This is a genomic window from Ochrobactrum sp. Marseille-Q0166 (assembly GCF_014397025.1).
In the GTDB taxonomy this organism is placed as follows: domain Bacteria; phylum Pseudomonadota; class Alphaproteobacteria; order Rhizobiales; family Rhizobiaceae; genus Brucella.
This window is the reverse complement of record NZ_JACJUO010000002.1, coordinates 1,090,165-1,104,311: the sequence shown is the minus strand read 5'-3', so window position 1 is coordinate 1,104,311 and position 14,147 is coordinate 1,090,165. Positions and strand designations below refer to the sequence as shown.

The following is a 14,147-nucleotide window of genomic DNA, read 5'->3' as shown; positions in this document are numbered from 1 at the left end:
ATGCCGGTTGAAAACTGGACCTCGAACCAGCTTGACGATCTGGTTGCTTTCCGCCGTGATCTGCATGAAAACCCGGAACTGCTTTATGATGTGAACCGTACCGCCGAAAAAGTGGCGGAAGCATTGCGTGCAGCGGGTCTCGATGAAGTTGTGACCGGCATTGGTCGCACAGGCGTGGTTGGCGTTATTCGCGGACAAACCAACAAGTCCGGCCGCGCTATTGCGTTGCGTGCTGACATGGATGCGCTGCCAATTCTCGAAGAGACTGGTGCAGAATGGTCATCGAAGGTTCCCGGTAAGATGCATGCCTGTGGTCATGATGGTCACACCACGATGCTTCTGGGCGCGGCGCGCGAACTGGCTCAAAGTCGGGCCTTTGACGGCACGGTCATCGTCATTTTCCAGCCTGCCGAAGAAGGTGGTGCGGGTGCAAAGGCCATGATCGACGATGGGCTTTTCAAGCGCTGGCCGGTCAACGAAGTGTATGGCATGCATAATCGCCCCAATCTGGCAGTGGGCAACTTCACAATCAATTCGGGTCCGATCATGGGCTCTGTAGATGTGATCGACATCGTGGTCGACGGGGTTGGCGGTCACGCCGCATCGCCGCATCATACGATTGATCCTATACCGGTGACGGCAGCGCTTATTCAGGCGATCCAGACCCTGACTGCCCGCACAATCGATCCGCTGGATTCTGCTGTGATTTCGATCACCACAATCCATGGTGGCGATGCTTTCAACGTTATTCCTCAGTCGATCAAGCTGACCGGCACCGTGCGTACCCTGCGTGAAGAAGTACGCGATCACGTCGAAGAGCGTCTTACACGAGCTGTTCAAGGCATCGCCGATGCATTCGGTGCAAAAGCCACGCTGGATTATCAGCGTAATTATCCTGTGACAGTCAATCATGAGAATGAAACAGAACTGGCCGCTCTCGCAGCGGAGGCTGTGTCCGGCCCTGATCGGGTTACACGCGATATGCCTGCGACCCTCGGCGGCGAAGATTTTGCCTTCATGCTCAATGAAGTACCGGGCGCCATGATCAACATCGGCAATGGCCCGAGCGCCAATCTTCATCATCCAAAATATGATTTCAACGATGATGTCATTGCATGGGGATGCTCTTACTGGACAACGCTTGTCCGTCAAAGGCTTCCGGTTTAAGCTTCAAAAACACAATAAAAAGAGCCGCACCTTTTCTATGAGGGGCGGCTTTCTGCTTTCAACTTAACGCTGTCACATCAGCTGGTTAGGGCTGATCCGAAACGGAACAATTGCAGAGCCTCATAAGCCGCGACAACAGTTTCCATTTGTGCGGTATGACCTTTTACAAAAGCATCGCCATAGATCGTCTCGTCCGGATATTCCGTAATCAGCGTCAGCGGAACCGTATGGCGATCATCAACGCCGACCAGACATGGGAAGCCATTGATAATGCGAAAACCCGTTTCGCCCGCATATTGCTCAAAAAGCCTGATCTGCGCATCGTTGTAATCAAGCAAACCATCGATAGCACCAAGGTGCCTTGTCACATGATCCATTAATTGTTCAGCTTGCTTTTCCCATGATGCATGGTGGCGAATAATCAGGAAGAAGCCCTTTGGCAGCGTCCACATGGCAAAAGAACGTGGCACATAGCCTGACAGTGGCCGTGTCCATTCATGCGACGGATAACCATGCAGATTGACATGAAGCTTCGCACTTGTAAGGGCCTCTGCTTCTACACGGATCGCCTTCTCAAAAAGACCTTCGCCGCTGCGATATTCGAGATCATCGCCCAGCGCCGTATAACGAGAGGCATGGTGCAGATGATGCGGGTGCAAAACGCAAAGACGCTTATGGATTTCATAGCCGTCCGGATTTTCCTGCGGAGAGATTGTGAAATGTGCGCCATCGCGTGCAACTAGACGGTTTGCAGCGCGCAATGCGCCGACAATCCCCGTTGTTTCATTGGCGTGCTGGCCAGCACTAATCATCATCGGCAAATTACTGCCCGAAACATAGGTTGCCCGCACGGTTCGCCCTGCACGCGTCTTAGCGTCAAACGGCGAGCCGCCAAGCTTCGCAATTTCTCGGCGTATCTGGTCAGCGGAAAGCGGTGCCTGTGCATTTTCCAAAACCTGCTCGGCAGTCAGCGCATCAGTTGTTGCAAGTGGTCGTGTTTCGACTTTCACCATAGGCTCGGCATCATGGAAGCGGACTTCCGGCATGATCTGCCCGGGTTGCAAACCACGATCACCAATAGGGCGACCAGACTTTTTCTGAAAGACCTCCAGCAGCGAGAAATATATATCCTCGTGCAGAGCTTCCGTCAGGCTCAGCGCTTCCTCATCAAAAGGCAGGCGACGGTCGGTAATCGGCAGACTGACCGAAATATTCAGCTCTTCGAAATAAGGTTCACCCCTGCCCCAGTCATGGGTCGCAATGGTCGAAATCGTATCGTGAAACAGCTTTTCATAATCGGTCTCAAAGCGTGCGCTTTCAACGCGGCCTTCATGTTCAACGACCAGCCAGCCGGTCGGTGAAACAAGCGTTTCACCAATAAAATCTTCATGAACGCGATTGGGTGCGAAAACGCGATGGCTTTCATTGTGCCCATCGGCAAACGTCAAATCGACTTCATAGAAAAAATCATCTTTGCCAGATGCACTGAAGCTGATTTTTGCTTCTGGAAGAAGTGCTGACAGTGGATAGGTTTCCAGCAAGAAACGGTTCTCGACGCAATTGTCATGGCGCGGATAGCGAACGGTTGCAGCCGTCAGTTCAGCACCGTCTACCTCTTCCAAAAAGAAATGCAGAAGCGGCTTATAGGCTGAACGCAGACACGCTTCGACGCCCAACTCACGCAGCTTCGTTTCCGCAGCAAAACGGCTGGGTTGGTCATCGAACAGCCAGGCTTCAACTCGCGCGCCACGCATTTGCGACTTTACAAAGCGCTCGATCAGCACATCAATTGAACGCTGGTAGGTCTTTTCAAAAATCACGCTCATCGTGCAGTCCTGCCTGTAGGATCAAGACTATCGCGCAGCCAATCACCCAGAAGGTTGAGGCCAAGCACGGTGAAGAGGATTGCAAGGCCCGGGAACAGGCTTACCCACCATGCTGTCTGGAGGTAGGTACGTCCATCAGCGAGCATTCCGCCCCAGCTTGGAATGGTTGAATCAATACCAAAACCAAGGAAGGTCAGGCTTGATTCAAGCAGAATGTTATTGGCCACATTGAGCGTCATCAGAACAATGACAGGGCCCATCAGATTCGGCAGGAGATGCTGGAAGATAATACGCCAGTCTTTGACGCCAATCGAACGCGCTGAGAGGATAAATTCGCGCTCGCGCAGCGACAATACCGAACCGCGCACCAGCCGGGCATATTGAACGCATTGCGAGACAATCAGCAGGATGATCGTGTTAACCAGTCCGCCGCCGAGAATAGCCATGAAAGTAATCGCAAGCAGGATGAATGGCATCGCAAGCTGCACATCAACAAAGCGCATCAAGGCCATGTCCCAGAAGCCGCGATAATAACCTGCAACCAGCCCCATGATCGTACCAATGATCACAGAACCAATAACCGATACAAAGCCGACAAAGAGTGAAATTTTACCGCCGATAATCACACGTGCCAGAACATCGCGTCCGAGCGGATCGGTTCCGAAAATATGCGCAGGATTAACAAAGGGCGGCGTCAAACGCGCCAGAAGGTCCACCTTGTTCGCACCAGCGGGAAAGAGAGAGCTGGAGAAAATAACCGCAAAACAGATGCCGCCTGTCAGCAGAAATCCAACAATGAATTCCAGATTTGCAAAGCGCGAAAGCCGCAGGTTTGAGGTCTTTTTAACCGCTTGTGTAGCCATTGCACTACTCCGTCCGGATACGCGGATCGACAAGGCCATATGCTATGTCTACCAGAAGATTGACGCCGATAATCATCATCGACAAAATTGCAATTGTTGCCTGAAGAACCGGGTAATCACGGCCACCAACCGCATCAAAAGCAAGTGTGCCCATACCCGGCCAATTGAACACTTTTTCAATGACCACGATGCCGCCGAAAAGACCACCAAACTGAAGACCAATGAATGTAATCAGCGGGATCGCGCAATTACGAAGAGCGTGCTTGTAGAGCACTTTGTTTTCGCTCAGTCCTTTGGCACGCGCCACCATAATATATTGCGATTGCAGCGTTTCGAGCATCGACGTACGGACCAGACGCACATTGGTTGCGGTCAGAATAATGCCCATCGTCATTGCTGGCATAATGAAGCTTGAGAAGCCGCTCATACCGCTTGGCGGCAACCATTGCAGCGAAATACCGAAAAGCAAAACGAGCATCGTGGCCAGCCAGAAATTCGGGAACGACAGGCCAACCAGTGAGCAAACACGAATAAGCTGATCCGCCCATTTACCGCGGGACACAGCCGCTTTAATGCCGAGTGGAATGGAAATCACAAGCGAGACAAACAGCGACGCAAAAGCAAGCATCAGCGTTGCAGGCAAGGCTTTTCCAACCAGTACAGAAACAGGCGTGCCGCCGAGAAAACTGCGACCGAAATCAAATGTGAACAACCCTTTGAGGAATTGCCAGTACTGAACGAGGAACGGCTGGTTCAAACCAAGTCCTTCACGGATACGCTCAAGATCAGCCTCTGTGACACTACCCGCACCTTGCGTCAACATCAGTGCTGGGTCACCCGTCAGGCGAATCGCATAGGCGACGAGCATCGTCATCGCGATCAGCACGAACAACGCCTGCAAAATTCGTTTTATCAGAAATCCGGCCACCTGAGCACCTCCGAAACAGAGCGGCAAGCCGGTTAACGGCTTGCCGTATTATTTTTGATTAGTCGACGGTTACATCTGTGAAACGCAGACGGTTATCCGGTGCTGGAACAAAGTTTTTCACACGCTTGTTCACGCCGAAAATCGCTTTGGAGCTATAAAGTGGCATTTCATATGCCTTATCAGCCGCATATTTTGCGATTTCCTGAAGCATCTTTTCGCGCTCACCACGGTCGAGAACAGAGCGCTGCGCTTCGAGCATCTTGTCGAGTTGCTCGTCCTCTTCATACGGATTCCACTTCTCACCCGAATGATACATCGAGTAAGCGGTGTTATCATAATCAAACGTCCAGCCGCCCCATTTCTGCTGGAACATAGCGCCAGTCTTGCCCTGTGGAATAACATCGTTCAGCAGCACATTCACGTCATATGGCTTAATCGTTGCATTGATGCCGACCATCTGCAGGAAGCTTGCAACAGCCTGTGTCACTTCATTGAAAGTCGCGTCATTACCACGAACGTCAATCTGCACCGTTGCGCCGGGCTGAACGCCTGCTTCTTCAAGGAGCTTCTTAGCCTGATCAGGGTCGTATGGCAGGGGCTTGAGTTCAGGATCGTAGCCAAACGACAAAGCGCCTTGGAAGCTGGCAATCGGCTCTGCCTGACCAGCAAGGATCGACTGGATGATCGCATCGCGATCAACAGCCATAATCAGGGCTTTACGAACGCGCTCATCCTTTGTGATGCCATCACGCGTGTTAAAGCGCAGCGCATCAACCGTCGGGCCATCAGTTGTAACCAATTCCAGGTTTGCATCGCCTTCAATCGTCGGGATCATGCCAATAGGAATGGTTGGCGGGATAACGAGATCAACGCGGCCGGCCTGAAGTTCAGCAACGGCAGTCGAAGGTTCTGTGATGAAGCGATATTCAAGTTCTGAAATCTTCGGTGCGCCGCCCCAGTGATCAGCAAAGGCTTCAAGCTGGATATTGACCTTTGGTTCGTAGGACACAAATTTGAAAGGGCCGGTGCCAACCGGATGCGTGTTGAAATAGTCCTCGCCCTTTTCAGCGATATATTTCGGCGGAACGATCATTGCGCCATAGCCAGCAAGCTTGGTGATCAGAACCGGATCAGGTGTCTTCAGGTGAAAATCGACCGTCTTGTCGTCGATCACTTCGATCTTTTCGATGGCGATATAATTGGAACGCTGCGGACCTTTCGCGCCTTCCTCACCAAGCAGACGATCAAAGGTAAATTTCACCGCTTCTGCGTTGAATGGTTCACCATCGTGGAACTTCACGCCTTCGCGCAGGTTGAAGCGAATACGTTTGCCTTCATCGAGTTCTTCCCACGACGAAGCCAAGCCCGGTACGATTTTAAGATCAGGGCCACGATAAACAAGGCCGTCAAAAATATTGGTTGCGACCGAAGCCCAGTTGACGAGGAATGTGTCGATCGGGTCCCAGCTGCCCGGGTCTTGCGGCGACGAAACAGTCAGCTTGCCTGCGGCGAAAGCCGGAGCCGATGCGATCACGGCAGCCGACAGAACGGAAGCCAGAAGAGCGGCTTTCAGTGCTTTCTTTATCATTATTTTCCCCTTTGGGTTTCATTTAAGTTTAGGAAATCAAGCGCTTTCAGCAACGAAATGGCCTGGTGAAACTTCGCGATGATTGTAAATGACAGGCTTGTCATCAATCCGGCGCGTTGTGCTTGGAATTTCACCTTCCAGAGCTGCGCGTTGGGTCCTCGTCGAAGGATCGGCAACCGGTACGGCAGACAACAGACGCTGCGTGTAAGGATGCGAAGGCGTTTCAAAAACCTGTTGGCGTGAGCCAAGCTCCATGATCTGCCCAAGATAAAGCACAGCAACGCGATGGCTCATCTTTTCAACAACCGCCATGTCATGGCTGATGAACAAATAGGCCAGACCCTGATCTTTTTGGAGGTCCATAAACAGGTTGATTACCTGCGCCTGAATAGAAACATCGAGCGCCGAGAGTGCTTCATCGGCGATGATAAGCTTGGGCTTTGATGCAAGCGCGCGTGCAATGCAGATACGCTGACGCTGGCCGCCGGAAAACTCATGCGGATAACGCGAAGCATGTTCAGGACCGAGACCGACACGTTCCAGCAATTCTGCCACCCGCGCATTGATCGCTTTATTGTTATCAAGAAGGCCATGGGTGCGGATCGGCTCTGCAATGGAAAAGCCGACAGTCTTGCGCGGATCAAGCGAAGCAAATGGGTCCTGGAAAATATACTGCACTTCGCGGCGCATCGCATAGCGTTCCTGAGCGCTCATCTGCGAATAGGCTTTGCCGTTAAAACGAATATCGCCGGAAAGCGGCGATTGAAGCTGCTGGATCGTGCGTCCTATGGTCGACTTGCCAGAACCGGATTCACCAACAAGTGCGAGGGTTTCACCCGGATAAATGTCGAAAGCAACCTTCGAGACTGCATTGCAGACATGGGTAACTTTGCCAAACAGATTCTTCTTGATCGGAAAGCGCACATAAAGATCATCAACGGCAAGAAGCGGCTTGCCGTTATAATGTGCCGTGTCCTGAATGCGCTCTTCGCCTGACAGCACAGGCACACCATCGCGCATCATCATCACCGGCATGCGCTTCGGGAACGCTTCGCCCGTCATGCTGCCAAGTTTCGGAACGGCCGACAGAAGCGTCTGTGTGTAAGGATGCTGTGGCGCTTCGAAGATGCGGCCAACTGGGCCTTCTTCAACCTTTTTGCCCTTCCACATGACAACAACGTCGTCGGCCATTTCAGCCACCACGCCCATATCATGCGTGATGAAAATGACCGCCATTTCAAGCTCTTTCTGCAAATCTTTGATGATGTGCAAAATCTGGGCCTGAATGGTGACATCGAGTGCAGTGGTGGGTTCGTCAGCGATAAGCAACTTTGGACGGCAAGCAAGTGCCATCGCGATCATAACGCGCTGGCGCATACCGCCGGAAAGCTGATGCGGGTAACGCTTGAGCAGTCCTTCCGCATCCGGCAGACGCACCATCTCCAACAAACGCTTGCCTTCAGCCAGAGCGGCATTCTTCGACATGCCTTCATGCAGCATCAGCACTTCTGAAATCTGATTGCCGATGGTGAAGACCGGATTAAGTGACGTCATTGGCTCCTGAAAGATCATCGCAATGTCTTTGCCGCGAATGCCACGCATTGCTTTCTGATCGACTTTCAGCAGATCGCGTTCACCTTCAGGGCCATTAAACAGAATGCGTCCGTCGGGAAACTTTGCGCCGCTCATATCCGCAAGGCGCATGATCGAAAGCGACGTAATCGACTTACCCGAACCAGATTCGCCAACAACAGCCAGTGTGCGACCAGCGGAGACAGAAAAATTCAGATCATTAACGACGCGATTGGCACCGAATTCAACACTCAGACCCTCAACCGTCAGCAGAGGTTTGGACACAGTTCCACTCAAACCAGTAACTCTCTTATAGTGTAATGGCCGACCGTGTGGCCTGATTAAATGCACCGGACATGAAGCGCAGAAGTGCCGCAACCTCCGACAACGTCTCTTCTGAAGGGCGTGCATTGGTTGTTGATTCAACAAGCAGTCGCTCGCGAATCTCGCGATAGCGCGCGCAAGCCTCTGCACCCTTCTCGGTAATTTTGACTGTCTTTTCCTTGGAAGCTTTGCCAGTGGTCAAAAGCCCCGCCTTTTCCAGCTTACGGATGGCGTATGTCGCGATATGCGTATCTTCGATATCGAGCACGAGGCAAATATCAGCGAGTTTTTTCTCGCGGCCACGATGCCGGATCGAATGAAGGATCAAAACTTCAATGGGAGACAATCCCGGCAAGCCTGCCGCCGCCATGCAGCGAACCATCCAGCGCGAAAATGCGTGGGATGCCAGAATAAGCCCGTATTCGACTTCTGACATGCCCGGCGAACCACCTTCGGCAAGATGTGAGGAAGATACAATAGGGCCGAGGGATGCAACGGAACGCAGATGCTTCGGAAGCGACACTTCATCGAAACCCGATTCTTGCATTGCCAGCAAAATATCTGAGCCGCTCTGCGGATCTGCCTCATGCACCATAGAATGTCCCTTTTATTTTATTAACTTTATGTCATCAGCTTATCGTCATTTTGTCAATAAATTGTATTTATGAGGGCGCAATCAGGCAGAAGAGATGCGTCAAGCAGCCCAAAACCGCGCGTCGATCAATAAATCAAATCACCGCTTTTCATACAACCATCAAACCATCCGCGTGACGATTGCCTTGATCTCACGCTCGAAAAAATCCGAAAAGGCCGCAATACGAGGAGGCAGTTTCTGGAATGGCGGATAATAAAGCGTGAGCCAGAGTTGCGGCGGTGACCATTCCGGCAAAATTTGCACAAGGCGTCCCGTGCGCAGATGTTCCGCCACGATGAAAACAGGCAGCATGGCGACCCCTGCCCCATCAGCCGCCATACTGGCCAGCACTTCGCCATTATTGGCGCTGATCATACGCCCGGCAGAAACATTGACCGTTGAGCCTCCATCCGACAAAGCCCAGTTTTCCCGGCGACTTTCTGAACTATAGCCCAGACATCGATCCGATGGCAGCTCACTCGGATGCGCAGCGTCGACAAAGGGCGAACTGGGCGCAGCCACCAGAATACGCTTTATTTCGATGATCTTGCGCCAGATCGTGAATTTATCAGATGGCGCGCCTGAAATACGGATCGCCAGATCGAAATCCTGCTCAACGATATCGAGCATCTGGTCGGTCAATGAAAGCTCGACTTCAATCTTCGGATAAAGCTCGCGGAAAGCGCACAGAATCTGCGGCAATACCTGCTGACCGAGCGACATCGGCGCATTGATCCGCAGCCGCCCCTGATCGGCCTTATGCACATTCATCAATTCAAGCCGCGCAGATTCCAGCGTATTGACAGCAGGCTCAATACGCGCGGCAAACACCGCGCCATCGCTTGTCAGTGAGACCTGTCGTGTGGTGCGGACAAAAAGTTGCACGCCCAACTCAGCCTCAAGCGCCGCGATTGTGCGGGTAACGGAAGCTGGCGTCATATCCATCTCGCGCGCGACCTGCGCGAAGTTTCGCTTCTCGGCAGCAAGTAAAAAAGTTCTCAGCGCTTTAAGTTCATTCATGCCATTATTGCAATCTGCGTAACAGTATACCAATTAATGCATCAATTGTTATCAATTATCAAGCGAACTAGATTGTGTTCAACAAGATTGCAAAGCGGCAATGCCGCAGAAAGGCAAACATCATGCTGAACCAGATCAAGGGCCTTCACCACGTCACCTCCATGGCCGCTGATGCCCGCCAGAACAACAGCTTCTTCACCGACACACTCGGCCTGCGTCGCGTGAAAAAGACCGTGAACTTCGACGAACCAAGCGTTTATCACCTCTATTATGGTGATGAAGTCGGCACCCCCGGTTCGGTCATGACCTACTTCCCGTTTCCGAATATCGTACGCGGCCGTCCAGGTGTCGGCGAAGTTGGTGAAACCGAATTTGCAGTACCAAAGGGTTCGCTCAGCTTCTGGAAAGACCGTCTGGTCGCAAAGGGCGTAACAGGTCTTGAATCAGACCGTGTGTTTGGTGCTGAGCGCCTTCGCTTTCAGGGCCCGGATGGTGATGGTTTTGCACTCGTTGAGATTGACGACGACAAGCGTGCGCCATGGATCAGTGCGGGCGTGTCTGAAGATGTGGCTATTCGCGGCTTCAGTGGCGCCCGTATGCGGCTTCACGATATTGATGCCAGTGCGGAACTGCTCAAGTTCATGGGTTATGAACGCGCTGAAACCGAAGGCAATGTCAGCCGCTTTATCATTCCCAATGGCAATGGTGCAGATACGATTGACCTTGAAGCTTTGCCTTCGGCACAGGCTGCACGTCAGGGAGCGGGTTCTGTCCACCATATCGCTTTTGCGGTGCCGGACCGAGCTGCACAACTTGAAGTGCGCAAGGCGCTGATGGACACTGGCTACCATGTCACACCAGTGATCGACCGCGATTATTTCTGGGCGATCTACTTCCGTACGCCGGGCGGCGTGTTGTTTGAAGTCGCGACCAACGAACCCGGGTTTGACCGCGATGAGGATACGGCACATTTGGGTGAAGCACTCAAACTGCCAAGCCGTTACGAAGCTTATCGTGATCGTATCGAAGCCAATCTCATTCCTCTTACTGACAAATAATGGGTTGCCTCCGGCTCTGCCGGAGGCGCTTCTTTGGAGGATTAGCATGACCAGAAATGATTATCAGAGTTTCCGTCGCGAAGGTGCAGCCGGTTCGCCAGTCGTTATCGCGTTTCACGGCACAGGCGGCAATGAACATCAGTTCACAGGCCTGATCGACCAGATTCTGCCGGACGCAGGTATTGTTGCTCCGCGCGGTGATGTTTCGGAATTCGGTGCGAACCGGTTCTTCCGGCGCACCGGCGAAGGCGTCTATGACATGGACGATCTTCGTCTGCGCACGGAGAAGATGCTGGATTTTATACGCGAGGTTCGTGAGCATCACACGGAACGCGAAATCTATGCGCTCGGCTATTCAAATGGAGCCAACATTCTGGCATCCATGCTTTTTGCGGATCCGAGTTTGTTCGACCGTGCAGCTCTCATGCATCCACTGATCCCGTGGACACCGGAACCACAGCCGAAGCTGTTGGGTAAACGCGTTCTGATCACCGCGGGCGAAGCTGACCCGATCTCGCCATTGAAGCTGTCGAAGAGCCTGATTGACTGGTTCGAGGCACAGGGTGCGGAAGTGACATCACTGATTGCACCCGGTGGACATGAAATCCGTCCGGCTGAACTTGAGAAACTGAGAGCCTTTCTTCAAACAAGCTAATCAGGCCCCCTGAATGCTATACCTCCCAGACAATCTATCTGGGAGGATAACAAGACCTAAACCTGATGTTAAATCTATCACTTTTAAGTAATTCAGTTTATAGGCTGATAAGCATTATTAAATTTATTGGGCCATGAAGAGCGAATGGACGCCTTATTCAACCTTGACCAACAAACAATGTTCATGGTTAACGCCCTATTATTGCTGGTATTCGCTGTGGCATTCCTGCTGGCCAGCATGGGTAGAAAAGATAGAAGCTATTGGATTAATCTAGTTATTTCAAACTTGTTATTTGCTGCTGCCTTTTTTCAATTCTCTAAGAATATTAATGGAACAGCAGGAGCATTATTAGTTCCAAATGCGTTACTCGTGATCGGTCTGGGGCTTCGCTGGCAAGCCATTCGAAATTTTTTCGGACATCGCTCTTCGCCAATCTGGTTTATTGCGCTGGCGGTTTTAATTGTCGTTGCCTTGCTGTTATCACAGTCACTTGGCCAGAGTTTAGTGTTCGGGTTTATCAATTTTGTGATCGCGGCACAGATATTGGCAATTATTATATGTCTTGGGAAAGAAAAGGAAAAACTTCCTTCCAAAATCGCTTTAATCATTGCTTATAGTTTCATCGCTCTATCATCGCTGTTAAGGGTAATTCAAGGCTGGGTACTGTCTTCCGAGATAGAAAATCTTCTGCCCTCAGATATATTCCTGGAATTAAACCTGATTGCGGCGACTATTCACATCAGCGCCAGCGGAGCCTTTTCTCTTTCGATTGCCTATGAAAGAAGCGTCTCCGTGTTGCGCGAAATAGCAATGCGCGACCCTCTGACAGGGCTCTATAACCGCTGGAGCATACAGGCCCTATCCGAAACCATTCAAACAGGAAACGCAGATCACAGCGCATCGGCTGTTATGCTCGATATTGATCATTTCAAATCTGTAAACGACACTTATGGTCACGGCGCCGGCGACGCGGCACTCAAACATTGCGCAGATTTAATTCGTCACACCTTTAGAGAATACAACCTTATTGCACGCGTCGGAGGCGAGGAATTTCTCATCGTAATGCCGAAGCAAGAAATACATGAAGCTGAAAAGCTTACGAAAAAGCTTCAAACTGCGATGAAGGCAAATGAGTTCCTATTCGAGAATACGCGAATTCCGTTAACGGTGAGTGCGGGCATCAGCCACGGATCAGCCGATCCATTATCATTGCCGAATTTAATCGATAGTGCTGACAAGAGCCTGTATCAGGCCAAAGTCAACGGGCGCGACAGAATAGAAATCGACCCCGAATCCAAAGCGCTTTACCTCGCCTAACAACGAACTGGTTGCTCTGATCTATACGATTTTCACGAGCAAAAATTCGCTGCGACCGAAGTATTAACACTCAACCAAACTCATGGCTTTTCGCCTTCTGTCTCACGGAAACCGTCTCACTGCCGCGCAAGACAAGATCAGCACCCACAAGAATTTTAACGGGTGGCTGCGTCTCAGATGTATTAATCAGATCATCAAGGATGGTCACAGCCAGATTGCCAATCTTGCGCTTGGACACCTCGATCGTCGTAAGGCCCGGCTCCATCGTGGCACTTTGAGGAAGATTATCAAAACCAATGACAGATACGTCGTCAGGGATACGTATACCCTTTGCCTTCAAAGCACGGATAAACCCATAAGCAATAATATCATTGGTGCAGAAATAGCCCTCCGCGAGATCAAGTCCGGAATGCAGCATCGCACATGTATCTCGGTGGGCACCCTCAAAAGTCGACTCGACCGACAGAATGTCACGCTCCTGAACGCTCAGCTCCAACCGCTGCATATTCTTGAAAAAAGCATCACGTCGAAGCCGGAAATTTGTTGTTTCTGTGTGACTGGCGACAAAGCCGATCCGCGAAAGTCCGAGTTGTTTGAAGCGTGACAGCACTTTGAAGACCGCATCTTCATTGTTCATGTCCACAAAATTCGCTTCAACGACTTCGTAGAATGTATCAATGAAAACAGTGGGTAAACCGAGTCCCTGAATCATGTGAATGTCGGCTGGAGACAACTCGGTTCCCAGGGCTATCACCCCTCGGATTGAAGCACCGGCCAGCGATTCAGCAACAGCACTGATCGGCTGCCCTTCAAAGCTGACGACCTCCAGCGTGTAGTTGCGGCGTGTCGCTTCAGACGACATGCCATCAATATAATCAGAGACAAAAACACTGTGATCGCGATTTACCGTCTCGCCATGTTTGGCAATCTTGAGAAAGCGTATCGTTTCGCCCGTGCTTGTGCCGGTTTTAGAAGTGCGTGGGACATAATTCAGCCTGGAAACCGACTCAAGAACACGTGCCCGCGTCTCACCTGAAATCTCACCCTTGCCATTCAACACAAGCGAGACCGTGGCAGGTGAGACACCCGCATTTTCAGCAATATCCCTGATCGTAAAAGACTTTTTTTTCTTCATGCTCTCCGCGCATCAAACGAAAAATGGATCGCCGTTTAGTAAACATAAACAACATCGTTT

Annotated in this window: 12 protein-coding genes; 4 read left to right on the top strand and 8 right to left on the bottom strand. The window is 51.4% G+C overall.

Going from position 1 to position 14,147, the window contains the following annotated elements; genetic code table 11:
* Positions 1-1,167: a M20 aminoacylase family protein gene (locus tag H5024_RS16395; protein ID WP_187548187.1), complete on the top strand. Its 1,167-nt coding sequence runs from the start codon at positions 1-3 to the stop codon at positions 1,165-1,167.
* Between the two features lie 77 nt (positions 1,168-1,244).
* Here H5024_RS16395 and H5024_RS16390 read toward each other — a convergent pair whose 3' ends face one another.
* From H5024_RS16390 to H5024_RS16360, 7 genes are all read right to left on the bottom strand, one after another.
* Positions 1,245-2,993 carry a peptidase M14 gene (locus tag H5024_RS16390; RefSeq protein ID WP_187548186.1) on the bottom strand — a complete coding sequence of 583 codons (1,749 nt, stop codon included), beginning with the start codon at positions 2,991-2,993 and terminating at the stop codon, positions 1,245-1,247.
* Positions 2,990-3,856 carry an ABC transporter permease gene (locus tag H5024_RS16385; protein ID WP_187548185.1) on the bottom strand — a complete coding sequence of 289 codons (867 nt, stop codon included), beginning with the start codon at positions 3,854-3,856 and terminating at the stop codon, positions 2,990-2,992. Before H5024_RS16385 ends, H5024_RS16390 begins: the two co-directional genes overlap by 4 nt.
* Before the next feature lie 4 nt (positions 3,857-3,860).
* On the bottom strand, positions 3,861-4,784 hold the full coding sequence (locus tag H5024_RS16380) for an ABC transporter permease (protein WP_187548184.1): 924 nt from the start codon (positions 4,782-4,784) through the stop codon (positions 3,861-3,863).
* Between the two features lie 58 nt (positions 4,785-4,842).
* Entirely contained in the window at positions 4,843-6,372 is a 1,530-nt protein-coding gene (locus H5024_RS16375) for an ABC transporter substrate-binding protein (protein WP_187548183.1), read from the bottom strand.
* Between the two features lie 36 nt (positions 6,373-6,408).
* On the bottom strand, positions 6,409-8,229 hold the full coding sequence (locus H5024_RS16370; protein WP_348770706.1) for an ABC transporter ATP-binding protein: 1,821 nt from the start codon (positions 8,227-8,229) through the stop codon (positions 6,409-6,411).
* A gap of 25 nt (positions 8,230-8,254) precedes the next feature.
* Positions 8,255-8,863: a winged helix DNA-binding protein gene (locus H5024_RS16365; RefSeq protein WP_187548181.1), complete on the bottom strand. Its 609-nt coding sequence runs from the start codon at positions 8,861-8,863 to the stop codon at positions 8,255-8,257.
* Between the two features lie 159 nt (positions 8,864-9,022).
* On the bottom strand, positions 9,023-9,922 hold the full coding sequence (locus H5024_RS16360; RefSeq protein WP_187548180.1) for a LysR family transcriptional regulator: 900 nt from the start codon (positions 9,920-9,922) through the stop codon (positions 9,023-9,025).
* A gap of 122 nt (positions 9,923-10,044) precedes the next feature.
* Between H5024_RS16360 and H5024_RS16355 the strand changes: the two genes are divergently transcribed.
* From H5024_RS16355 to H5024_RS16345, 3 genes are all read left to right on the top strand, one after another.
* Entirely contained in the window at positions 10,045-10,980 is a 936-nt protein-coding gene (locus tag H5024_RS16355; RefSeq protein WP_187548179.1) for a VOC family protein, read from the top strand.
* Between the two features lie 46 nt (positions 10,981-11,026).
* Positions 11,027-11,635 (top strand): alpha/beta hydrolase, encoded by a 609-nt coding sequence (locus H5024_RS16350; RefSeq protein WP_187548178.1) that lies wholly within the window; start codon positions 11,027-11,029, stop codon positions 11,633-11,635.
* A 144-nt stretch (positions 11,636-11,779) separates the two neighbouring features.
* Entirely contained in the window at positions 11,780-12,952 is a 1,173-nt protein-coding gene (locus tag H5024_RS16345; protein ID WP_187548177.1) for a GGDEF domain-containing protein, read from the top strand.
* Positions 12,953-13,022: 70 nt separating this feature from the next.
* Here H5024_RS16345 and H5024_RS16340 read toward each other — a convergent pair whose 3' ends face one another.
* Positions 13,023-14,087 carry a LacI family DNA-binding transcriptional regulator gene (locus tag H5024_RS16340; protein WP_187548176.1) on the bottom strand — a complete coding sequence of 355 codons (1,065 nt, stop codon included), beginning with the start codon at positions 14,085-14,087 and terminating at the stop codon, positions 13,023-13,025.
* Between the last annotated feature and the right edge of the window lie 60 nt (positions 14,088-14,147).